The following is a 21,416-nucleotide window of genomic DNA, read 5'->3' on the forward strand; positions in this document are numbered from 1 at the left end:
CACGTGTGAATTCGCGCACAAGACATTACTGCTCGGTACTGGCCGATACGGCGCGGTCCGGCGGTCGCCGCAGATGAGGGCGCCCGTCAGGGCCGCGTCAGTCTTTCGGCCTCCTCCGTCAAGGCTTCATTGGTGTTTGACCCCCCGGTCACGTCCTGGTAACACCAATCAGTGACGCTGGACTCACGCCCCGTACACCACGAGCCCTGACGAGGGGGACCTCCACCATGCAGGCCGCGCCCGTTCGCGCCACCGCGATCCCGTCCTTCACCGACGCACTGCGTGCGGTCGAGTCCCTGCTCATGAGCAGCGGACAGCGCACCGCCCGCCGCAACGCCTGGACGTCCGTCCTGGAGGACCGCCGCCGGGCCAAGGACCGGGTGGAGGCCCAGCGCGTCCTCGACCGGACCTTCACCGGCCGCCCCTGAGCGCGCCCCTTCCCGGCCGTCCCCCGGGCGCCGGGGGCACTGCCGTCGCTGGCCCGCCCCCGGGCCACGTAGACTTTGCCGCATGGCGAGGAAGGACAACGCAGCCGAGGCTGCCACCCCCGGGCGACTGAAGCAGATCGCTCTGACGTACAAGATGACCCGCAAGGCCGACAAGAAGATCGGTCTTGTACTCGCGGCTGTCGGCATCATCACCTTCGGTGTCCTCCTCGCGATCGGCTTCCTGATCGGCCACCCCGTCTACCTCGGCATCCTCGGGGTACTGCTCGCCTTCCTCGCGATGGCGATCGTCTTCGGCCGCCGGGCCGAGCGGGCCGCCTTCGGTCAGATGGAGGGCCAGCCGGGCGCGGCCGCGGCGGTGCTGGAGAACATCGGCCGCGGCTGGTCGACGACCCCGGCGGTCGCGATGAACCGCAGCCAGGACGTGGTGCACCGCGCGGTGGGCAAGGCCGGCATCGTGCTGGTCGCCGAGGGCAACCCGAACCGGGTGAAGACCCTCCTCGCCGCCGAGAAGAGGAAGATGAACCGCATCGTCGCGGACGTCCCGGTGCACGACGTGATCGTCGGCGAGGGCGAGGGCCAGGTCGAGCTGAAGAAGCTCCGCACCACCCTGCTGAAGTACCCGCGGGTGCTCACCGGCCCGCAGGTCACCGCGACCACCGACCGGCTGCGCGCCATGGGCGACCTGATGAGCAACATGCCGCTGCCGAAGGGTCCGATGCCCAAGGGCATGCGGATGCCGCGGGGCGGCCCCCGGACCCGCTAGGACGACGGGTCCCCTAACCTCCGAGCCGAACGGGCCGGTCCCGCACCCTTCACGGGTGCGGGACCGGCCCCTCGTCATGTGCGGGACCGGCTTCCACCGGGATCCGCGGCCCCGGGAGGGCGGGCGTGGGCCCGGGCAGCAGGGGTGCCGTGCCGGGGGTACGGGCCCGGTCGTCCGCGGGCGGGCGGGCAGGGCGCGGCCCCGCGGGTCCGGCCAGGAGCCGGGCGGAGGCCGGCCGTACGCGGCATGCGGGCGCGAGGCCGGGACGAGGCGCCGGAGGGGCCTCGGTCCCGGGGGCCGTCAGAGGCGGACTTCGACCGTGCCGGCCAGGCGGTCGTGCAGGCCGCGGCCGTCGCGGTCCCAGATCAGCGCCGGGACCGCCAGGCACAGCAGCGCGGTGCGCAGCGCGGCCCGCAGCGGGTTCACCCGGCCCGTGCCCAGGGCGACGACCCGCAGGCCCAGCAGACGCTTGCCCGGGGTGAAGCCGACGGTGCCGACGGTCAGGACGCCGAGCACGAAGAGGATCAGCAGCGCCCAGTTGCCCGTGGCCTGGTCGTAGCCGTGCGTGATCAGGCCGGATGCGATCAGCAGGCACAGCGCCCAGTCCACCGCGAGGGCGGCGATCCGGCGGCCCGGACGGGCGATGGAGCCCGGCCCCTCCTCCGGGAGCCCGAGCCGTTCGCCCCGGGCCCCGAAGTCGGCTCCGGCGTCCTCGGCGGCCGCGCGCGGCCCGGAGAGCCACGATCCGATTGCTTGCCTGTTGTCCACCCGACCACGGTACTGCGACCCTGGAGGGACGGGGGACGGCGGGGTGTCGACGCCGTGACCGCACCCGCGCCGGTTAACTTCTGCGAAACAAACGGGTCACGCCCGAGAAATCACCCGTCCCTAGGGTCGAGTGCAGCGTGTGCCACCGCACTGGCCGCACGAACGATCTACCACCCCGGCGGGACGGTCGGGAGTAGGAGGAGCTGGATGTTCCAGAACGCCGACGAGGCCAAGAAGTTCATCGCGGACGAGGACGTCGAGTTCATCGACGTCCGCTTCTGCGACCTGCCGGGCATCATGCAGCACTTCACGGTGCCCGTCGAGGCGTTCGACCCGGACGAGGAGCTCGCGTTCGACGGATCCTCGATCCGCGGTTTCCAGGCGATCCACGAGTCCGACATGGCCCTGCGCGCCGACCTGTCGACGGCTCGTGTCGACCCGTTCCGCCGCGACAAGACGCTCAACGTCAACTTCTTCATCCACGACCCGATCACGGGCGAGCAGTACTCCCGCGACCCGCGGAACGTGGCGAAGAAGGCGGAGGCGTACCTGGCCTCCACGGGCATCGCGGACACCGCCTACTTCGGTCCCGAGGCCGAGTTCTACGTCTTCGACAGCGTCCGCTTCGCGACCAGCGCGAACGAGTCGTTCTACCACATCGACTCCGAGGCGGGTGCCTGGAACACGGGCGCCGTCGAGAACAACCGCGGCTACAAGGTCCGCTACAAGGGCGGCTACTTCCCGGTGGCCCCGGTGGACCACTTCGCCGACCTGCGCGCCGAGATCTCCCTCGAGCTGGACCGGGCCGGCCTGAAGGTCGAGCGCCAGCACCACGAGGTCGGCACCGCCGGCCAGGCGGAGATCAACTACAAGTTCAACACGCTGCTCGCGGCCGCCGACGACCTCCAGCTCTTCAAGTACATCGTGAAGAACGTCGCCTGGCGCAACGGCAAGACGGCGACCTTCATGCCGAAGCCGATCTTCGGCGACAACGGTTCGGGCATGCACGTCCACCAGTCGCTGTGGACCAACGGCGACCCGCTGTTCTACGACGAGGCCGGGTACGCGGGCCTGTCCGACACCGCCCGCTACTACATCGGCGGCATCCTCAAGCACGCCCCGTCGCTGCTGGCCTTCACCAACCCGACGGTGAACTCGTACCACCGCCTGGTGCCGGGCTTCGAGGCCCCGATCAACCTGGTGTACTCGCAGCGCAACCGCTCCGCCGCCATGCGCATCCCGATCACCGGCTCGAACCCGAAGGCCAAGCGCGTCGAGTTCCGCGCCCCCGACTCCTCCGGCAACCCGTACCTGGCCTTCTCCGCGCTGCTGATGGCGGGCCTGGACGGCATCAAGAACAAGATCGAGCCGGCCGAGCCGATCGACAAGGACCTCTACGAGCTGGCTCCGGAGGAGCACGCGAACGTGGCGCAGGTCCCGACCTCGCTGCCGGCCGTGCTGGACTCCCTGGAGGCCGACCACGAGTTCCTGCTCGCGGGCGACGTCTTCACGTCCGACCTGATCGAGACCTGGATCGACTTCAAGCGGACGAACGAGATCGCGCCGCTGCAGCTGCGTCCGCACCCGCACGAGTTCGAGATGTACTTCGACGTGTGATGTCGCCCCGGGTCGGAGCGGGTTTCCGCTCTCCTGGGCCGTCCGTGGGCCGTCGGCCGGCTCTCCCCGCGCGGGAGAGCCGGCCGGCGGCTTTTTCGGCTCCGGGTGCCGGGGCCTGCTCCGCCTGCGTCGTCCACGGCACGCGGTCTCCCCTTCTCGACGTCGCCGGCGTCCCGGTGGCGCCTCACGGCCCCATCGGGCGTTCACCGGGGGATCGAGGTGCCGACGCGGGCGATGAGGAGGGCGACGTCGTCCTGCGCGGGGGTCGGGGCGAGGCCGTCGACGAGGGTGCCGGCCGGCTCGTCGAGGGACGGACGGGTACCGGCGAGGAGGTGGGTGAGCTCCTCCAGGCGCTCGTCGAGGTCGTGCTCCCGGGCTTCGACGAGCCCCTCGGTGTAGAGGACGAGCACGGTCCCGGGAGCGACCGGGACCTCGGTGGTGGTGAAGGAGGCGCCACCGATGCCGAGCGGCGCGCCGGAGGGCAGGTCGACGAGGCGGGCAGTGCCGTCGGGGTGATCAGGGCAGGTGGGGGGTGTCCGGCCCGGGCGAACCGGCAGCGGTGGGCCGCGGCGTCACAGACGCCGTGTGCGAGCCCCACGGGCCCGCACGCGGCCGGTACGGACGGGGTCCCCCCGGTTCCGGAAGCGGGCGTCGCCGTCAGGGCACGAGGATCACCACGAGCCCGCCCAGTCCGCCCACGCCACCGATTCCGCCGATCCCTCCCACTCCGCCTATGCCGCCCACTCCGCCGATGCCGCCCACTCCCCCGAGTCCGACGGGTCCGTAGCCGAAGCCCGCACGGCCGGCGTCGCGGGGTCCGTAGCCGTAGCGGCAGTCGTTCCAGCCGCGGCCGTAGCCGCATCCCCCGCCGTACGGGGCGGACGCATGGGTCGTCGACGGGACGGCCGCGGAGGCCGTGCCCGCCGCGCCGATCGCGGCTCCGCCGGCCAGGAGGAGGCCGACTGCGGACGTCGCGAGCAGGCGCCTCGCGCGCTGTGCTGACATGGGATCTCCCTTCTTCCACCCCTCGCGCGCACGCCCCGGGCGTGGCTCGGGGAGCGCGGGACGGGTGGCCGCGGCCGCAGCGGGAATCGTCGGCCCGGTCGTTGGGGTCGCCGCAGGGGAAGGGTGGAGGCCGGGGCCGGCCGTGGACGTGCTGCGCTGCAGGTCACGGGCGGGGGATCGGCCTCCGCGGTGCGGCTCCTCGGTCAAAGGTAGCCGTCACCCGAATGCGCGGCATCTCGGTGCCGGGGTCCGGCCGGATCGCCGGGACCCCGGTGCGGGCCCCGACGGCGCGTGGGGCGCGGAAGGGCCGGACCGCGGGTGCACCCTTCGGCGCAGTCCTGCGTCCTCCTCTCCGGGACCTTCCTTCCCTGCTCGACCGAAGAGGAAAGGTGAACGGGGATGTCAGAACAGGACCATTGGGAGCGCGAGTTCGATCACGGATGGGCGGACGCCGCCGCGCACAAGGAGCCCTCCGCGCGGGCCCGGATGCTGGCCGCCCGCTGGCGCGACCACCCGCCCGGGCCGGTGCCCTTCCGCGCCGATCCGGGCCCGGCGGCTCCCCGCCGGTCGTCGTGGGTCTCCACGGTGGTGGTCCTCGGCTGCGTGGCCGCGGTGATCGTGCTCCTCGGCTACGCGCAGGTGCGCGGCGGCCGCTGAGAGCGGCGCGGGGCTCCCGGCCCGGCGAGGAGAAGGGCCCCGTCCCGGCCGAGGGGGACGGGGTGACCGGGTCGGGACCTTTTGCCCCGGCGGGGGCCGTTCTGGACCTGTTCATGGGGCGGGGCAGGTGCACACTGGACAGCGGGACGAGTTCCTGACTGCGGGGTGATGCAAGATGCAGAGCCGCTTCCGGAGCGACCGGCGGCTGACCGTGCGCATGGGGGTCACGCTGTTCCTGCTCGGGTTGCTGTACGTGGCGTTCGTCGCCGCGCTGATCGTGCTGCTGAAGTCGTGGGTGCTGGTCGTCGTGGTCGCCGCGGGCCTGCTGGGCGCCCAGTACTGGTTCTCCGACCGGATCGCGCTGTTCGCGATGCACGGCCGGGTCGTGGAACGCGAGGAGTACCCGGAGCTGCACGCGGTCGTCGACCGGCTGTGCGCCATGGCGGACATGCCCAAGCCCGTGGTCGCCGTGTCCGGCGTCGACATGCCGAACGCGTTCGCCACCGGCCGCAACCCGGACAACGCGGTGGTGTGCGTGACCACCGGGCTGCTGCGGCGGCTGGAGCCGGCGGAGCTGGAGGGCGTGCTGGCCCACGAGCTGTCGCACGTCGCCCACAAGGACGTGGCCGTGATCACCATCGCCTCCTTCCTGGGGGTGATCGCCGGCCTGATCGTGCGGTTCGCCTTCTACTCGGAGCTGTTCGGGCGCGGCCGCAAGGACCAGAACACGCTCGTGGTGTTCGCCGCGGTGATGGGCGTCTCGGCCGCCGTGTACGCGATCAGCTTCCTGCTGATCCGGGCGCTGTCGCGGTACCGGGAGCTGGCCGCGGACCGGGCGGCGGCCCTGCTGACCGGGCGGCCCTCGGCGCTGGCGTCCGCCCTGACCAAGGTCACGGGCGAGATCGCCCGGATCCCGACGGAGGACCTGCGCACCGCGCAGGCCTTCAACGCCTTCTACTTCACCCCGGCGCTGGGCCGTGAGCCCGGCCTGGAGCGGATCTTCTCCACCCACCCGAGCCTGGACCAGCGGCTGGAGCAGCTGGGCCGGATCTCCGCCGAGCTGGGCGAGGCCGCGACTCCGGGGAAGGCGGGCTGAGGATGGGCCTGCTGGACATCCTGCTCGGCCGGACGAAGCCGGTCGCGCCCGACCTGGACCGGCTGTTCGCGCTGCCCTCGGCCGCCGTGACGCTGGAGGCCGCGGCGGGCTTCACCCCGACCGGGCAGGGCGCGGTGTGCTTCGCCACGGTCGAGGGCGGCGCCTTCGAGCAGACGCACCGGGAGGTGCAGGAGCTGCTGGACGCCGACACCGACCGCGACGGCTCGCCGGTGGAGTTGTCCCGGGACGCCTACGGCTATTCCTGGCTGGTCTCGCGCCGCCCGCCGGACCGGCTGCCCGAGCTGGTGAACGACCTGCATGCGGTGAACAGTTCGCTGGAGGGCAACGGCTTCGGGCCGCAGCTGCTGTGCTCCCTGGCCGGCTTCCACGACGGTTCCGGCCGCCGGCTCGCCCTGGTCTACCTCTACAAGCGCGGGACCTTCTACCCGTTCGCGCCGCTGCCCGGCTCCGGTCAGCGGCGGGACAGCGCACTGGAGTTGCAGGTCAAGGCGGCCCTCGCGGACGACCTGCGCATCGAGCAGGACCTGAGCCGCTGGTTCCCGGTGTGGGGCGCGCCGGGTCTGTGACGCGCGGAGGGCCGCGCTCTCCGGGGGGACGCGGCGTCCGCGGAGTGCGGGGGCGAGCGGCCCGGGGCAGCCGGAAACGGCACCGGCGGGCCGTGCACCGTGCGTGAATGGCCGCATGATCACACTCTCTCCCTTCGTGCACGCCCACGAAGGCGAACGGCTCAGCGGGGTGCACGGCGCGGACGGAGCTGGCGCCGCGCCGGCGGACCGGCCCACGGCAATCCTGCTGCACGGCGCCGGACAGGGCAGCAAGGAACGGCTGCTCCCGCTGCTCGCCGAGTTCGCCGCCCGCGGCTGCCGGGGCGTCGCCTTCGACTTCTCCGGACACGGCGAGAGCACCGGCGCGCTGCGGGAGCTGAGTCTGCGGCGGCGCCTGGAGCAGTCCGTCGCGGTGATCGAGGCGCGCGTGCCCGCGGGCGGCCCGCTGATCCTGGTCGGCTTCAGCATGAGCGGGCAGACCGTGGCCGACCTGGCCCGGCACTACGGGGAACGGGTCGCCGCGCTCGGCCTGTGCGCGCCGGCGGTGTACGCGGGGCAGGCGTGGGACGTGCCGTTCGGCGACGGGGACGGGGAGTTCACCCGGATCATCCGCACCCGCGGCGGGTGGCGGTCGGCACCCGCGCTGGACGCGCTGCGCGCCTTCTCCGGCCGGGCGGTGCTCGCGGTGCCCGGCTCGGACTCCGTCATCCCGCCCGAGGTCACGGAGGCCGTCCAGGACGCGCTCGCCGCCCGCGCCCAGTTCACCCGCCTCGACCTGCCGGACGCCGGGCACCAGCTGGGCCTGTGGCTCCACGACCACGACGCCGACCGGCGGGCCCTCGTGGACGCCCTGCTCACCGGGTCCGGCGACCGCGGCTGGACGGCGACCCGAGCCTGGGTCGCCGCGCAGCTTCCCCTCGGCCGGACGGTGCGGGACAGCCGTCCGCTGCACGGGGGCTGGAGCTCCCAGATGCGGGCACTGACCCTCGACGACGGCAGCGGGCTGGTGCTGCGCAGCTTCGTGAAGCCCTTCTTCCGCCGCCACGCGACCGGTCTGCTGACCCGTGAGGCGGACGTCCTGGAGCTGCTCGCCGCCGAGGAGGGCGTGCCGGCGGCCCTCCCGGTCGCGGTCGACGCCGGTGCCTCCCACTGCGACCACCCCTCGCTGCTGACGACCCGGCTGCCCGGGCGGGTCCGGGTCGACGAGGAGGACCTGGAGCGGCGCCTGGACCTGCTGGCGGCCCAGCTCGTACGGATCCACCGCGTGGTCCCGCGGGAGCGGCCGCGCAGGTACCAGGCGTGGACGTCCGCGGAGCGGGTGCGCACCCCGGGCGGCGCCCTGTGGGAGCGGGCGGTGGACGTCGTCCGGCGCCCGCCGCCCGCCTACGAGGGCTGCTTCCTGCATCGGGACTTCCACCCGGGGAACGTGCTGTTCACCGGGGCGGGCGCCGCCCTGCGCGTCAGCGGGGTCGTGGACTGGGTGGAGACCTCCTGGGGTCCGGCCGACCTCGACGTCGCGCACTGCTCGACGGCGCTGGCTCTGCTGCACGGGCCGCGGCACGGCCTCGGGTTCCGCGCGCGCTACGAGGCCCGGGGCGGCCGTCCGCTCGCCGGCGGCCGGGACCACGCGTACTGGCGGCTCATCGACGCCCTGGCCCACTGCCCCGACGCCGTCAAGCTCGCCGTCCCCTGGCGCGAACTGGGCCGCACCGACCTGACACCCGAGTGGTGGGCGCGCGGCTGGAGGCGTACGTCCGGGGCGTGCTGGAGCAGTACGGCGGGGCCTGACCGGGCGGCCGGGTCATACGCCGGGGGCGGCCGGGACGAGGCCCGCGGCGAGGGCGGCGTGGTCGGCGGCGTTCCGGTCGGCGTGGTGCGGGGCGAAGTCGGCGACGGCGCGGCCGAAGACGTCGCCGCCGCCGAGGTGCCCGGCGAGGGCGATGCGGTCGCCGGAGCGGGCGTGGCCCCGGGCCGGCGCGGTGCCGCACGCCGGGCGTAGGCCGCCGGCGCGACGGGGTCCGTCCCGCCGACCTCCGCCGAGCCCTTCATGTCGCGGAGCCGGCGCCAGTGGAAGGCCCGGCCCTGCGGTCCGCTCGTCCAGCCGAGGAAGATGTCTGGAGACCGAAGTTGAGCAGGTGGGCGTCTTTGCACAACTGGAAGGTCAGGCCGGTGTGCGGCTGCGCGGCGAGGTCCGCGGTCATCACGGCGGCGGCGCCGCGCAGGAACGCGGACGGGGAGGCGGCCATGCCGGATACGGCGATCGGGTGACGGTGGGCGCCACGCACCGCCGGCGGGTTCCGGGCGCCGCCCCCGGGACGGCGCCCGGCCGGGATCAGCGGTGCCGGTGGAGCAGGGCGCGCACCAGCCGGCAGGTCGCGTCGGACGGCGGGTGCACCCCGATCAGCTCCGCGGTGCTCCGTATCCTCGCGTTGCGGGCCTGGTCGGGCAGGTAGACGCCGGAGTCGAGCAGGGCGATGGCGAGGCGCATCGCCTTCAGGCGCCGGTTGTGCGTGACGTACCACTCGCGCGGGAGGCCCGCCGGCAGCGGGCGCTTGGCGACGGGCGCGTACGGCAGGTCGAGCGGGACGGGACGCTTCGCGGTGGACTGGGTCGGCAGCGGCTTGGGCCGGAGAGCGGCAGCGGGCACGGGCATCCTCCTGTCGCGGGTCGGGGCACCGGCCGGGATTCCGGCGGCCACCCTCGAACACTGCCCCCATTCTACTGCCCGGCACTGACAGAGCGAAGATTCCCAGCACCGTCAAAAGCACTGGTAGGAAAGGTATTTGACCGCGCGACACGCCCGTTCCGGGAGGGACGTACGGGGCGCCAGAAATTCGAACAGACAGGATGCACGGCCGGAGTGGGGACGGGCGTTCGCGTACCGTGTGCGGCATGGAGATCTGGATCAATCCGGCCTGCTCGAAGTGCCGCAGCGCCCTCACGCTGCTCGATGCCGAGGGCGCCGACTACACCGTCCGCCGCTACCTTGAGGACGTGCCGACCGAGGACGAGATCCGCGCGGTGCTCGACCGGCTCGGGCTGGAGCCGTGGGACATCACCCGGACCCAGGAGGCCGACGCCGAGGAGCTCGGACTGAAGGGCTGGCCGCGGGACGACGCCGCGCGCGGGCGGTGGATCTCGGCGCTGGCCGCGCACCCGAAGCTGATCCAGCGCCCGATCATCACGGCCGAGGACGGCACCGCGGTGGTGGCGCGCTCGGAGGAGGCCGTGCGGGACGCGCTCGGCCGCCGCTGAGCGCCCTGTTGAGGGATCGGCCAACTCGGCTGTGACGCAGGTTACTTCGGGGAATTCCGTAACCGCTGAGTAACCCCGTTCGGTATCCCGTACCTAGCGACGTACGCTCCCCCACCTCTTCAGGAGGCGCGCATGTCGCGTAGGAGAACTCTCAGCACCAAGAAGAAGGTCGCCCTGCTGGTCAGCGCCGCGGCGGTGGCCGGCGGCGGCGCCTTCGCCATGGCGGCCACGTCCAACGCGGCGCAGCCGCAGTCCCCGCGGACGCTGTCCGCCGCGGACTCGACCGTCTGCCAGGGGCTGGCCACGGCCCTCGGCAACAACCAGAAGTTCATCGACGGCCAGAAGGCCCAGCCGGACGCGCAGTCGGCGGCCCGGATCGCCAACCGCGAGGCCGTCATCGCGCAGATCAAGGTCCAGCAGAAGGCGGCGGGCTGCACCGTTGGGGAGTCGGCTCAGGGCTCCCAGTCGGCGCAGGGCGGCCGGCCGGCGGGACAGCAGGCCGGTCAGCAGGGCGGCGGCGCCCAGCAGGGCGGGCAGCCCGCGCAGTCGGCCGGGGCGGGGAACGCCGGAGCGGGGAACGCCGGTGGCGCGGCCGCCGGTGGTGCCGCCTCCGGGCAGCAGGTGTGCAAGGGCTCGACCGTGACGCTGTCCGGCGAGGGCGGGGCCCCGGCCGCGTCCAGCAACCAGTTCCCGGCGGGGACGGCCCTGAAGGTCACCAACCTGGACAACAACAAGTCCACCACGGTGAAGGTCACCTCCACCTCCGGCAGTTGCGTCCTGCTCAACAACGCCGCCTTCGAACAGGTCCGGGAACCGGGCAAGTTCCTGATCCGGCGCGCCGTGATCGAGAAGGTGGGGTGAGGCCCGGCCCCGCGGGAGACCGGTGACGCGGCGGCCCCGCCGCCGCCCGCACGTACCGCGGTCCTGCCGCCCCCGGCCAGGGGCGGCAGGGCCGGCGCGTGCGAACCGGCGCGCCTGCGCCGGACGCGGTCCGGCCACCGGCTTCGTACGGAGGGGAAGCCGGCGGCCGGACCGCACACCCCGGAGGACCCGGCCGGTGCCCCGGCGGCCCGGCGCCGGGCAACACGGGGTTCATGGCCGGGACATCGCCCGGTGGCGGTCCGCCCGGCGAGGACCCGCGGCGCGCACCCGCCCGCCGGGCTTCCCCGCGGGCGGCTTCCCGTCGCCCCGGGGCGGCTGCTGCGGGGCGGGGCAGGTGCCGACGAGGCGCCTGCCCGTCGGCACCTGCTGCACCACGCCGGAGAAGGCCGGCCAGGTCCGGTCCGCAGGCGCGCCCGGCGCGCGCTCCACGGGACGTCGCGGGACCCGCGGCGGGGTGAGCGCGGCGCGGCCCGTTCCCCGGCCGCCGCTTTCGGGCCAGGTGCGTCCAACCCGTGAGAGGAGGGTCCTGCGCGTGCGCGGTGTCTGCTTCAATGGAGCCATGGTCGGCTTCCGGAAGTGCAGCGCAGCGGGCCGCCATGACCTGGAGCCCTTCTGGCCCTCCCGTCAGCACCACGACTTCGACCGGATGTGTTGCCGCGCGACGACCGCGCCGGCCCAGTGAAGCCGTAACCCCCGGCCCTCGGCCACGCGCAACGGTGTACGTCCCCGGCGCCCCGACCACGAACTCGCGGTTGCCGGAACCTCCGACGAACCTCTCGCGTGAAAGAGCTGACCTCTCATGGCGATCACCCGTTACCTCTCCCCGACCGCCGCCCCCGCCTCGTCCGGCACCCCGCGCCACCGGCTGCGGGCCGTCGACCGCGACGAGGTCGTGAGCGTCGCGGACGTCCTGCCCCCGGGCGCCACCTGGCTGCCCGCTCCCCCGCACACCGTGCCCGCGCTGCCGGGCCGGCCGCCCATGGTCGGCTACCTGGTCCTCGTCCCCGCGGACCAGCAGCCGCCGTTCCTGCCGGCGCCGGTGCCGGAGCCGGTCCGGCCCGAGACCTCGCTCGGGACCGCGGCCGGGAACGAGACCGGGCCGGGGGCCGGGACCGGGCTGCGGACCGGCCCCGCACCCGAGATCGCAACCGGGCCCGGGTCCGGCGCGGAGGACGGCGAGCGGCCGGTCCGCATCGACCCCGTGCGGCGCACCGCGGCGGTGGACGGCCGCGCGCTCGACCTGACGTACCTGGAGTTCGAACTGCTGGCGCATCTTGTCGCCCATCCGCACCGGGTGCACACCCGCGACCATCTCGTCGGCACCGTGTGGGGCTACGGGCACGTGGGCGACGGCCGTACCGTCGACGTGCACGTCGCCCGGCTGCGCCGCAAGCTGGGCGCGGCCCACCGCGGCGCGATCCAGACGGTGCGCCGCGTCGGCTACAAGTACGTCCCGGCGACGGGCGGCTGACCCCGCCCGGCCCGGAGCCGTCCGTCCGGGGGCGACCGTGGCGAACGGCGCTCTGCCTCCGGCAGAGTCCTGTTCCCCGCGGCGTCCCCGGCGGGCAGAGTCACCGGTATGAGACTTCTGGTGCTGGGTGGTACGGAGTTCGTGGGGCGGGCCGTCGTCGAGGCGGCCCTCGGGAACGGCTGGGAGGTGACGGTCCTGAACCGGGGGCGGCACGAGCCGCCCGCGGGAGCGCGGTCGCTGCACGGCGACCGCACCGCGCCCGGCGGACTCGCCGCCCTGGCCGGGGGCGAGTGGGACGCGGTCGTCGACACCTGGGCGGCCGCGCCCCGCGCGGTCCGGGAGGCTGCACGGCTGCTGCGCGACCGGGTGCGCACCTACGCCTACGTGTCGAGCTGCTCGGTCTACACCTGGGCCCCGCCCGCCGGGTACGCCGAGGACGCGGCCGTCGTCAAGGGCGCCGAGGCCGGCGCCGACGCGACGGACTACGCCCGGGACAAGCGCGGCGGCGAGCTGGCCGCGCTGGAGTCCTTCGGCCCGGACCGTGCGCTGCTGGTGCGCTGCGGACTGATCCTCGGCCCGTACGAGAACGTCGGCCGGCTGCCCTGGTGGCTCGGCCGGATCGCGCGCGGCGGCCCCGTCCTGGCACCCGGCCCCCGGGATCTGCCGTTGAGTTACGTCGACGTGCGCGACCTGGCCGCATGGGTGCTCGGGGCGGTGGAGCGGGAGCTGAGCGGGCCGTACAACCTGGCGAGTCCGCCGGGACACGCCACCATGGGCTCGCTGCTGGAGGCGTGCGTGCGGGCCACCGGCGCGGACGCCGAGCTGCGCTGGACCGCACCCGAGGCGGTGCTCGGCGCGGGCGTGCGGCCGTGGACCGAGCTGCCGGTGTGGGTGCCGCCGGCCTCCGACCTGCACGACGCCCTGCACTCCGCCGACGTCTCCCGGGCCGTCGCGGCGGGGCTGCGCTGCCGTCCGGTCGCCGACACCGTGGCCGGGACCTGGGAGTGGCTGAGGACGGTGGGCGGATCGGTGCCGCCGCGCGCGGGGCGGCCCCCGGTCGGTCTCGACCCGGCGGTGGAGCGCAAGGTGCTGGGACTCTGACGACAACTGACTATTCCGTTGCGGCAGTTGAGCGCGCTGCGTCCAGGGCGTCGCGGAGGAATTCGTGGGGCGGCTGAACACACGGGCGACCGGAGCCGTATGGAAGGGAGCCGCTTCACTCCTGTCGGGCGCCTCGATGCTGCCCCGCAAGGAAGTCAGAGGAGTTCCATGGGACGCAACACACGAAAACGCCGTACGCCGCTGGCCACCAAGGCCATTGCCGCATCGGCGGCCCTAGCGCTCGGTGGGGGCGGGCTGATCTGGGCGAACTTCTACGCATCGGCCCACGAGCAGAACAACGGCGGGTGGCAGAACCAGACGAAATCGGCGGCCGCGCAGGTGGCGACGATCTCGTGCCCGGACGTGGGCCAGAAGCTGACGAACGTGCCGAGGGGAGCCCGCACCCGCGTGGCCGCGGAGCTGGCGAACCTCGACAAGCAGATCACCGCCGCCTACGCCCGACTCGCCTCCACCCGCCAGGCACAGACGAACGACGCGAACTTCGTGCAGAACGCGATCGTGGGCCCGCTGAAGTCGAAGCGCTCCGCGACCATCGACCGCATCCGGATGGACATCCGGCACAGCGGAGGCAGCGTGTCCGGCTGGCTCGGGCAGCTCGCGGCGTGCACCACGCAGTCCGCCGACCAGACCACCGCGGGCGGCGGCCAGCAGCAGGGCGGACAGCAGACCGGCGGTCAACAGCAGGGCGGTCAGCAGAACGGCGGCCAGCAGAACGGCGGCCAGCAGAACGGCGGCCAACAGCAGGGCGGACAGCAGCAGGGCGGACAGCAGGGCGACAACGGCCAGCAGCAGAACGTCGGCGGCCAGGCCGGCAACGGGCCGACGGCGGCGGACTTCGTCGACATCACCCAGGTCCAGCCGAACGTCCAGGCCAAGGCGCAGCGGACCAACGCGGCCTCGACCGGCTCGTTCACCACGCGCTGCGGCGTGAACGCCAACAAGAACCACAACACCGACAACGTGATCGTGGCGCCCGGTGTCACCAACGGCGCCCACCACCTGCACGACTACGTCGGCAACCAGAAGGTCAACGCGTTCTCCAGCAACGACACGTTCCTGCAGGGCGGCACCAGCTGCCAGAACAGCAACGACCTCTCGGCGTACTACTGGCCCGTGGTCCGCATCCAGGACGGCTCGCAGGACTTCGACCAGAACGCCGACGGCGGTGGCAAGGAGGGCAACGTCGGCAAGATCCTGACGCCCGTCCAGGCCCAGATCAAGTACGTCGGCAGCCCGACCTCCAAGGTCGTCCCGATGCCGCAGTTCCTGCGCATCATCACCGGTGACGCCAAGACCACCACCAACGGCCTGGCGAACGCCAACGCGCACTGGAGCTGCACCGGCTTCGAGAACAAGGTCCAGCTGACCACGCAGTACCCGATCTGTCCGCAGGGCAGCCAGGTGGTCCGCACCTTCGCCTTCCAGAGCTGCTGGGACGGCCAGAACATCGACAGTGCGAACCACCGCACGCACGTCGCCTTCGCCGACGCGGGCGGCAACTGCCAGAACGGCTTCAAGGCCATTCCGCAGCTGACGATGCGCCTGGTGTACGACATCCCGCCGCCCACCCTGCAGAACGGCCAGGTGAAGAACGCCTACGCCGTGGACGGCTTCCCGGAACAGCTGCACAAGGCGGCCACCGACCACGACGACTTCATCAGCGTCACGACCGGCGGCCTGGCGAACAGGATCGCCGACTGCGTCAACAACGGCCAGCGGTGCCAGTGACGCACTGAACCGGTGACCCCCTGAGGAAGGCCGGCGGCGGGATCCCCCGCCGCCGGCCTTCTGCGCGCGGTGCGCCCGCTCAGCTCCGGTGGCCGCTGTGGGCGTGGTGGTCGGTGCCGATCTCCACGTCCCCGCCGAGGGTGCCGCGCAGTGCCGTGACGGTGCCGTCGTCGCCGACGGCGACCCACTTGCGGCCCACGAGGTAGTAACCCCCGTAGTCCTTGGCCTCGTTGATCCACTCCCGCTGGCCGCGGTCGGTGGAGAAGGTGGCGAGGACGAACCTGCCCGCGGGTGCGGTGCAGATCGCCTGCCGGATCGTGTCGGCGTCGGTCTGGATGTTCGGCTTGCACCGGACGTCGGCGGCGAGGCTCTCGAGACTGCCGGTCGCCGTCGGCGGCACCTTCGCGGCCGCGTCGCCCGAGGAGCCGCAGCCCGCCAGCACCAGCGCCGCGACGGCACCGGCCCCCGCGAGCATCGGTCGGGTCATCCTCATCTGTTCCTCCGGTCCTTCCGGCGGTCGCTTGCGGCGGCATGGAGCACAGACATGCCGCAGAGCGCCCCGGCGGGGGCCCGCCCTTCGATACGGCCGCGGGGCCCGCAGCACTCAAATCACCGGCCCCGCCGGGCACACCTGTGCGAGAGTGACCCGGTGAACAGGGACTGGGAAGAGCGCGTGGCCGCCGCCTGGGGCCGCCTCGACGACTACGCGGAGGACGACGCGGCCGCCTTCCGCGCGGTGATCGACGGCCTGGTCGCGGAACTGCCCGCCGGCAGCCCACTCGGGCCGTTCGAGCAGGCCTGCGCCTGGGACTCCACCGGCCACTCCGACCGGGCGGTGCCGCTGTACCGGGAGGCGCTGGCCCGGGGCCTGACCGGCTACCGCGCGCGGCGCACGAGGATCCAGCTGGCCAGCTCGCTGCGGAACACCGGGCAGGCCGCGGAGGGCGTCGCGCTGCTGACCCCCGAACTGGACGCCCCGTCCGACGAGTTGGACGACGCGGTCCGTGCCTGTCTGGCCCTGTGCCTGTCCGGTCTCGGCCGCGACCGCGAGGGGCTGTCCCTGGTCCTCGGCGCCCTCGCCCCCCATCTGCCGCGCTACCAGCGGTCGATGGCGCATTACGCCCGGCTGCTGGTCGAGCCGGAGGACACCGCCGGAGCACAGGACCCGAAGGACCCTGCCGCGCAGGCTCGTTGACCTCTCGCACCATCGCACGCCCCCGGCCCCGCGGGGCGGGCGCGCCTGCCCCGGCGGTGACCATCCGACGATTCGCTCGTTCTGCTGAACGTGCAGTCACAGGATGTCGCCCCGCACCCCTCGTCCGCCTCCCCCGGTCAGGCCATGGACGTCGAGCAGGCCGAGGCCGCGCTCGTCGAGCACTACCCGCGGCTGGTCCGGCTCGCCTACCTGGTACTGCCCCCGGGCCTCGGCCGCAGCCGGCGCGTCCTGACCGCGCACGCGCTCACCCAGCGGGCCCTGCCCCGCCGCCGCTCCTCGGCGACCCGGATCCCGGCCCAGTCCGCCGGCCGCGGAACCGGCCCCGGGTACGCCTTCCTGCGACGACGGGTGGTGCGCTCCGCGCTGGAGGCGGGCCGGCCGGCGAAGGGCCTGCGGTGGCCGCGGCGCGCCCAGCTGCCGCCGCTGCTCCCCCAGGTGTGGGGCCTGCGGCTGTTCCCGCGCTCCGGAGGCGCGGGCGAACTCGCCCTGGAACAGCGGCTTGCCGCACTGTCCGCGCCCGCCCGCGCCGCCTACGTGCTGCGCGGGCTGGAGGGGCTGCCGGACGGGACGGTCCGCGAGATCCTCACCTCGGCGGGCGCGTCCGACGCGGCCGCAGCTCTGCGCGAGGCCGACCGGGTCCCGGCCGAGGACGCCCTGCTGGGCTCCGCCGAGTTCGACCCCTGCGCGCTCCAGGCCCGGCCCACCGACCTGGTGCGGCGGCGCCAGCACGGCCGGGCCGCGCTCGCCGCGGTCGCCGCGCTCGCCGTGTGCGGAGCGCTGGCCGCACTGCCGGGTGACGGCTGGGGGCCCGACGGCGCCGCGGCCCCGGCGTACGCGCAGAACCCGTCCGCCGAGGCCGCCCTGGACCCCGGGCGGCTGACGAGGACCGACCCCGCCGCCTGGCGGACCTCCGCGCGCACCGACTTCTCCGTGTGGCCCGCCCGCGGCAGCCTCGCCGGCGACACCGCCCTGCTGCGCCGCGCCCTCGCGGTGTGGGCCCGCCCGGGCGCCGCCGTCCGGGTGTCGGCCACCCCCGGCACCCCCTCCGGCGGCCCCGCCGGGCCGCCGCAGCTGCTCTACGCGGGCGACGTCGACGCCGCCCGCGTGGTGATCCTGTACGACGGCCTGCGCATCGTCCGGTACGCCGAGCCGAGGGACTCCACGATCGGCGCGGCGCTCGACTTCGCCCGGGTCGACGGCGCGACCGGCGCCGGGGCGTCCGCCGTGGTCCTCGGCCGCTCCGACGGCAACGTCCGCTATCTGACGGCGCCGTGGGTGCGCCGGGCCGCCGAGCGGGACCTGCTGCAGCCGGCGTCGGCATCGACCGCGCTGCCGCTGCGGGACGGCGTGGCCGCACCGCTGGCGGGCACGGCCCGGACGGGCGCCTGCACCTCGTGGGACGTGCTCCAGCTGACCGACGGCTCCGGCACCCACCTGCTGAGCGACCTGGGCGAGCTGGTGCCCGCCCTGCTCACCGCGGGCCGCCCGGGCACGCCGCGCGAGGTCTCCGGCCCGCAGGGCCTGCGCTCCTGGGCGCCCTTCGCCTGCTCCCTGGGGTCCCTGCGCGCACAGGGCGTGCGGTCGGTGAACGCCTGGCCGTACGCGGAGCAGCCGCTGCCCGACGCGAGCGGCGCGGCGGACTGGGTGTGCACCCGTGCCGAGACCTGGCGCGGCGACGGGACCCGGGTACTGGCCCAGTTCCGCACTCCGGGCGGGAAGTTCGGCGCGGTGGCGGCGCAGGCGGGGGACGTCCCGGCGTGCGGCCCGCGCGATCCGCACGTGCTCGCCGGAGTGCTGTGGAAGTCCGCCGGGGGCAACTGGTACCTGCTCGCGGCGGGCAGCCGCGACACCGCCTCGATCGCCACCACGGGCGGGGTCCGTGCGGCCGCCCAGGGCAACCTCCTGACGGTCCGCACCCCGCAGGGCACCCGGGCCGGCCTCAAGGGCACGCTGGAGAACGGCCACCCGGTGGACGCGCTGCACTGAGGCGGCCTGCCGAGCGCGGCGGAGCGGGCACGGCGAAGCCGTGCATCGGCCGCGTTCACTCCTCATCCATTGCAACGACCCTGTCGACGGGCATTGCGTTAACGCCACATTCGTTGCAACACTTTCTAGCCTCCTAGCTGCATATATGTAATTCTTGTGCAACGAACTCGTTGTCAGACAATGGAAAGCAACGTAGCTTTTCAAGAGTCGGAAACAACGAGCGCTACGGGAGAGCACGATGCAGAAGTTCGACACGCCCGCCCCGATCTCCGCCGTCCTGGAGATCCCCGCCGGACGCATCCGGTTCATCGCCGCCGACCGCGTCGACACCGCCGTCGAGGTCCTGCCCGCCGACCCCTCCAGGAGCCGTGACGTCCGGACCGCCGAGCGGACCGTCGTCGACTGCGCCGACGGCGTCCTGCGGATCCGGACCCCCGAATCCGGGAACCGGCTCCTCGGCCCCTCCGGATCCCTGGAGGTCACCGTCCGACTGCCCGCCGGCTCCCGCGTCGAGGCCAGGACCGGCGGCTCCGAGCTCCGCGGCGTGGGGCGCCTCGGCGACGTCGCCTTCGACGGCGCGTACCACCGCATCAAGATCGACGAGGCCGCGAGCCTCCGCCTCACCGCGCTCGACGGCGACGTCGAGGTCGGCCGGCTGGGCGGCCCCGCGGAGATCAGCACCGCACGGGGCGACATCCGGGTCACCGAGGCCGTGCGCGGCACGGTCGTCCTGCGCACCCGGTCCGGCGACATCACGGTCGGCGCCGCCGCCGGCGTCTCGGCCGCCCTGGACGCCGGCACGGACCTCGGCCGCGTCAGCAACACCCTGAAGAACGACGGCACCGCCGCACTCGACATCCACGCCACGACCTCCCACGGCGACATCACCGCCCGCAGCCTCTGAAGGCCCGCGGCCCTGCGCCCCCGCGCAGGGCCGCGGGAGCCGTACAGGACACCCGACGCGACGAGGTGGAACACATGACGAAGAACAGCACTCCCCCGGCCACTTCGGCCTGGACCGGCAGGGTGCCGGTCGACGACACGGCCCTGGCCGTCACCGACACCGGAGGCCCCGGTGTCCCCGTGGTCTATCTCAACGGCCAGTTCGCCACCCAGGGGTACTGGCGGCGGGTCGTCGCCGCACTGGGACCGGGATGGCGGCACATCACCTACGACGAGCGGGCCCGCGGCAGGTCGGGGCGCTCGGCGGACTACTCGTTCGAAGCCGCCGTCCGGGATGTCGACGCCGTGCTCGCCGCCCGGGGCGTGGACCGGGCGCTGGTGGTCGGCTGGTCCTACGGAGCGGTCGTCGCAGCGCACTGGGCCGGGCGGAATCCGGAGCGCGCCCTGGGCGCGGTCCTGGTGGACGGCGCGTTCCCGTACGACTGGCTCGACGAGGCCATGGAGCAGCGGATCCGGAGGCTGTTCCGGCGGTTGGGCTGGTTCCTGCCGCTGCTGCGGCCGACGGGCCTGGCCCCGCGGATGACCGCGGAGCAGCAGGCGGACAGCAACATCGAACTCGGCAGGCTCTCCCGCGAGCGCGAACTGGGCCCCGTGCTGGACGGCATCACCGTCCCGGTGCGGTACGTGGTCGCTTCGGGGACGTCCTTCGGAAGCCGCGGCGACGAGCAGGAGCGGATACGCGCCGGCCTCGACGCGGCGACCGCCCGCAACCCCCGCATCCGGATCGCCGCGAAGGTCGCCGGCAACCACGGTGCGGTGCTCAGGAAGGACTTCCGGGCCGTCGCCGAGGCCGTGCGCGAGGTCGCCGCACCGGGCTCCGGTGAGTACTGAAGGACGCGCGTCCGCGAGCGGCCCGCCGTGGCCGGCTCCGGCGGGTCGAAGGAGTTCCCCCGGGAGGCCGTCCGGGCGGAGCCGCCGGACAGCGCGCACACCTGTGCGCAGGGCCGCGCGGGACCAGCCAACGGCGCGTGCCGGAGGGCGAGGTGGGTCACCGGGTCGAGCCGACGGACGCGGAGCGTGCCGGCTCGATGCTCGTCCGTGTCTCCCGGGCGCACGGCGGCCGGCCGGTGCCGGACCTGTGAGACCCCCGGGGGAACGTCACCTTCCGGTCCGGTCCGTGCGAGGCCGGATTCGATCGGTAAGGTGTTCGCATGACTACCGGGGTTCGCCGCAGGATGGGAGTGGAGGAGCGGCGGCAGCAGTTGATCGGCGTCGCCCTCGAACTGTTCAGCCGCCGCTCGCCCGACGAGGTCTCCATCGACGAGATAGCCTCGGCGGCCGGTATCTCCCGCCCGCTGGTCTACCACTACTTCCCGGGCAAACTCAGCCTGTACGAGGCCGCGTTGAAGCGGGCCTCGGAGGATCTCGCGGGCCGCTTCGTGGAGCCGCACGAGGGTCCGCTGGGGGCACGGCTGCTGCGGGTGATGCGGCGCTTCTTCGACTTCGTGGACGAGCACGGGCCCGGTTTCGCGGCCCTGATGCGCGGCGGCCCGGCGGTCGGCTCGTCGACGACGAACGCGCTGATCGACTCCGTACGCCAGGCCGCCTATGTCCAGATCCTTTCGCATCTGGACGTCGCGGAGCCGCCGGCCCGGCTGGAGCTCGTGGTGCGGTCGTGGATCTCCCTCGCGGAGTCGACGGCGCTGCTCTGGCTGGACGGGCGGGGCATTCCGCGTGCCGAGCTGGAGTCGCAGCTGGTGCACGACTTCGGCGCACTGGCCGCGGTCAGCGCCGCGTACGACGAGGAGACCGCCGCGGTGGTGCGGCGGATGCTGCGGGACGAGCCGGCCGACGGGCCGTTCGGCGACCTGGTGGCCCGGCTGATCGCCCTGGCGTCCTGACCGCGGTACGCACGAGGGGGCCGGGGTCCGT

Annotated in this window: 22 protein-coding genes and 2 pseudogenes; 17 read left to right on the forward strand and 7 right to left on the reverse strand. The window is 73.9% G+C overall.

All coding sequences use genetic code 11. The features are described 5' to 3' along the window. Positions 1 to 227 precede the first annotated feature (227 nt). Both P3H78_RS00860 and P3H78_RS00865 read left to right on the forward strand, forming a co-directional pair. Positions 228 to 428: an SCO2195 family GlnR-regulated protein gene (locus P3H78_RS00860; RefSeq protein ID WP_276106750.1), complete on the forward strand. Its 201-nt coding sequence runs from the start codon at positions 228 to 230 to the stop codon at positions 426 to 428. Positions 429 to 510: 82 nt separating this feature from the next. Further along, positions 511 to 1,212, forward strand: a complete 702-nt coding sequence (locus tag P3H78_RS00865; protein ID WP_276106752.1) for a DUF4191 domain-containing protein — start codon at positions 511 to 513, stop codon at positions 1,210 to 1,212. A gap of 300 nt (positions 1,213 to 1,512) precedes the next feature. On the opposite strand, the gene P3H78_RS00870 is transcribed toward P3H78_RS00865, so the two are convergent. After that, positions 1,513 to 1,980: an RDD family protein gene (locus P3H78_RS00870; protein WP_276106753.1), complete on the reverse strand. Its 468-nt coding sequence runs from the start codon at positions 1,978 to 1,980 to the stop codon at positions 1,513 to 1,515. 207 nt (positions 1,981 to 2,187) lie between these two features. Here P3H78_RS00870 and glnA point away from each other — a divergent pair, with 207 nt between their 5' ends. Next, complete coding sequence (glnA, locus tag P3H78_RS00875) at positions 2,188 to 3,597, forward strand: type I glutamate--ammonia ligase (protein ID WP_276106754.1); 1,410 nt, start codon at positions 2,188 to 2,190, stop codon at positions 3,595 to 3,597. 203 nt (positions 3,598 to 3,800) lie between these two features. Here glnA and P3H78_RS00880 read toward each other — a convergent pair whose 3' ends face one another. Continuing rightward, complete coding sequence (locus P3H78_RS00880) at positions 3,801 to 4,154, reverse strand: PP2C family protein-serine/threonine phosphatase (protein ID WP_313884380.1); 354 nt, start codon at positions 4,152 to 4,154, stop codon at positions 3,801 to 3,803. Between the two features lie 100 nt (positions 4,155 to 4,254). Then, the gene (locus P3H78_RS00885; RefSeq protein WP_276106755.1) at positions 4,255 to 4,602 is read right to left on the reverse strand and encodes a hypothetical protein; all 348 of its coding nucleotides are present in this window, start codon (positions 4,600 to 4,602) and stop codon (positions 4,255 to 4,257) included. A 399-nt stretch (positions 4,603 to 5,001) separates the two neighbouring features. On the opposite strand from P3H78_RS00885, the gene P3H78_RS00890 reads away from it, so the two are divergent. From P3H78_RS00890 to P3H78_RS00905, 4 genes and pseudogenes are all read left to right on the forward strand, one after another. Next, entirely contained in the window at positions 5,002 to 5,259 is a 258-nt protein-coding gene (locus P3H78_RS00890; RefSeq protein WP_276106756.1) for an SCO2583/SCO2584 N-terminal domain-containing protein, read from the forward strand. 175 nt (positions 5,260 to 5,434) lie between these two features. Beyond that, a complete protein-coding gene (gene htpX, locus P3H78_RS00895; protein ID WP_276106757.1) occupies positions 5,435 to 6,355 on the forward strand; it encodes a zinc metalloprotease HtpX in 921 nt (306 codons plus the stop codon). A 2-nt stretch (positions 6,356 to 6,357) separates the two neighbouring features. Further along, positions 6,358 to 6,942, forward strand: coding sequence for a PspA-associated protein PspAB (pspAB, locus tag P3H78_RS00900; protein WP_276106758.1), 585 nt, complete (start codon positions 6,358 to 6,360; stop codon positions 6,940 to 6,942). A 115-nt stretch (positions 6,943 to 7,057) separates the two neighbouring features. After that, a pseudogene (locus P3H78_RS00905) lies at positions 7,058 to 8,709 on the forward strand (alpha/beta fold hydrolase). Positions 8,710 to 8,722: 13 nt separating this feature from the next. On the opposite strand, the pseudogene P3H78_RS00910 reads toward P3H78_RS00905, so the two are convergent. The 3 genes and pseudogenes from P3H78_RS00910 to P3H78_RS00920 all read right to left on the reverse strand — a co-directional run. Next, positions 8,723 to 9,036: pseudogene (locus tag P3H78_RS00910) on the reverse strand (DUF2252 family protein); the annotation flags it as partial. Beyond that, on the reverse strand, positions 8,967 to 9,167 hold the full coding sequence (locus tag P3H78_RS33265; protein WP_313884375.1) for a DUF2252 family protein: 201 nt from the start codon (positions 9,165 to 9,167) through the stop codon (positions 8,967 to 8,969). The pseudogene P3H78_RS00910 and the gene P3H78_RS33265, both read right to left, overlap by 70 nt. An 86-nt stretch (positions 9,168 to 9,253) precedes the next feature. Then, on the reverse strand, positions 9,254 to 9,568 hold the full coding sequence (locus tag P3H78_RS00920; RefSeq protein ID WP_276106759.1) for a hypothetical protein: 315 nt from the start codon (positions 9,566 to 9,568) through the stop codon (positions 9,254 to 9,256). A gap of 245 nt (positions 9,569 to 9,813) precedes the next feature. Here P3H78_RS00920 and P3H78_RS00925 point away from each other — a divergent pair, with 245 nt between their 5' ends. From P3H78_RS00925 to P3H78_RS00945, 5 genes are all read left to right on the forward strand, one after another. After that, the gene (locus P3H78_RS00925; protein ID WP_276106760.1) at positions 9,814 to 10,176 is read left to right on the forward strand and encodes an arsenate reductase family protein; all 363 of its coding nucleotides are present in this window, start codon (positions 9,814 to 9,816) and stop codon (positions 10,174 to 10,176) included. A gap of 132 nt (positions 10,177 to 10,308) precedes the next feature. After that, a complete protein-coding gene (locus tag P3H78_RS00930) occupies positions 10,309 to 11,037 on the forward strand; it encodes an SCO2207 family protein (RefSeq protein ID WP_276106761.1) in 729 nt (242 codons plus the stop codon). 820 nt (positions 11,038 to 11,857) lie between these two features. After that, a complete protein-coding gene (locus P3H78_RS00935) occupies positions 11,858 to 12,529 on the forward strand; it encodes a winged helix-turn-helix domain-containing protein (RefSeq protein ID WP_276106762.1) in 672 nt (223 codons plus the stop codon). Between the two features lie 108 nt (positions 12,530 to 12,637). Next, positions 12,638 to 13,630, forward strand: coding sequence for an NAD-dependent epimerase/dehydratase family protein (locus tag P3H78_RS00940; protein ID WP_276106763.1), 993 nt, complete (start codon positions 12,638 to 12,640; stop codon positions 13,628 to 13,630). Between the two features lie 168 nt (positions 13,631 to 13,798). Beyond that, the gene (locus tag P3H78_RS00945; RefSeq protein WP_276106764.1) at positions 13,799 to 15,379 is read left to right on the forward strand and encodes a DUF1996 domain-containing protein; all 1,581 of its coding nucleotides are present in this window, start codon (positions 13,799 to 13,801) and stop codon (positions 15,377 to 15,379) included. Between the two features lie 79 nt (positions 15,380 to 15,458). On the opposite strand, the gene P3H78_RS00950 is transcribed toward P3H78_RS00945, so the two are convergent. Further along, entirely contained in the window at positions 15,459 to 15,872 is a 414-nt protein-coding gene (locus P3H78_RS00950) for a hypothetical protein (RefSeq protein ID WP_276106765.1), read from the reverse strand. Positions 15,873 to 16,010: 138 nt separating this feature from the next. Here P3H78_RS00950 and P3H78_RS00955 point away from each other — a divergent pair, with 138 nt between their 5' ends. The 5 genes from P3H78_RS00955 (at position 16,011) to P3H78_RS00975 (ending at position 21,385) form a co-directional block, all read left to right on the forward strand. After that, the gene (locus tag P3H78_RS00955) at positions 16,011 to 16,574 is read left to right on the forward strand and encodes a tetratricopeptide repeat protein (protein WP_276107312.1); all 564 of its coding nucleotides are present in this window, start codon (positions 16,011 to 16,013) and stop codon (positions 16,572 to 16,574) included. A gap of 90 nt (positions 16,575 to 16,664) precedes the next feature. Beyond that, positions 16,665 to 18,581 carry a hypothetical protein gene (locus P3H78_RS00960; protein ID WP_276106766.1) on the forward strand — a complete coding sequence of 639 codons (1,917 nt, stop codon included), beginning with the start codon at positions 16,665 to 16,667 and terminating at the stop codon, positions 18,579 to 18,581. 238 nt (positions 18,582 to 18,819) lie between these two features. Next, a complete protein-coding gene (locus P3H78_RS00965; protein WP_276106767.1) occupies positions 18,820 to 19,485 on the forward strand; it encodes a DUF4097 family beta strand repeat-containing protein in 666 nt (221 codons plus the stop codon). A gap of 74 nt (positions 19,486 to 19,559) precedes the next feature. Then, a complete protein-coding gene (locus P3H78_RS00970) occupies positions 19,560 to 20,375 on the forward strand; it encodes an alpha/beta fold hydrolase (protein WP_276106768.1) in 816 nt (271 codons plus the stop codon). A 320-nt stretch (positions 20,376 to 20,695) separates the two neighbouring features. Next, complete coding sequence (locus P3H78_RS00975; RefSeq protein WP_276106769.1) at positions 20,696 to 21,385, forward strand: TetR/AcrR family transcriptional regulator; 690 nt, start codon at positions 20,696 to 20,698, stop codon at positions 21,383 to 21,385. Positions 21,386 to 21,416: the final 31 nt, after the last annotated feature.

The sequence above is a fragment of the Streptomyces tropicalis genome, from assembly GCF_029269835.1.
GTDB lineage: Bacteria > Actinomycetota > Actinomycetes > Streptomycetales > Streptomycetaceae > Streptomyces > Streptomyces tropicalis.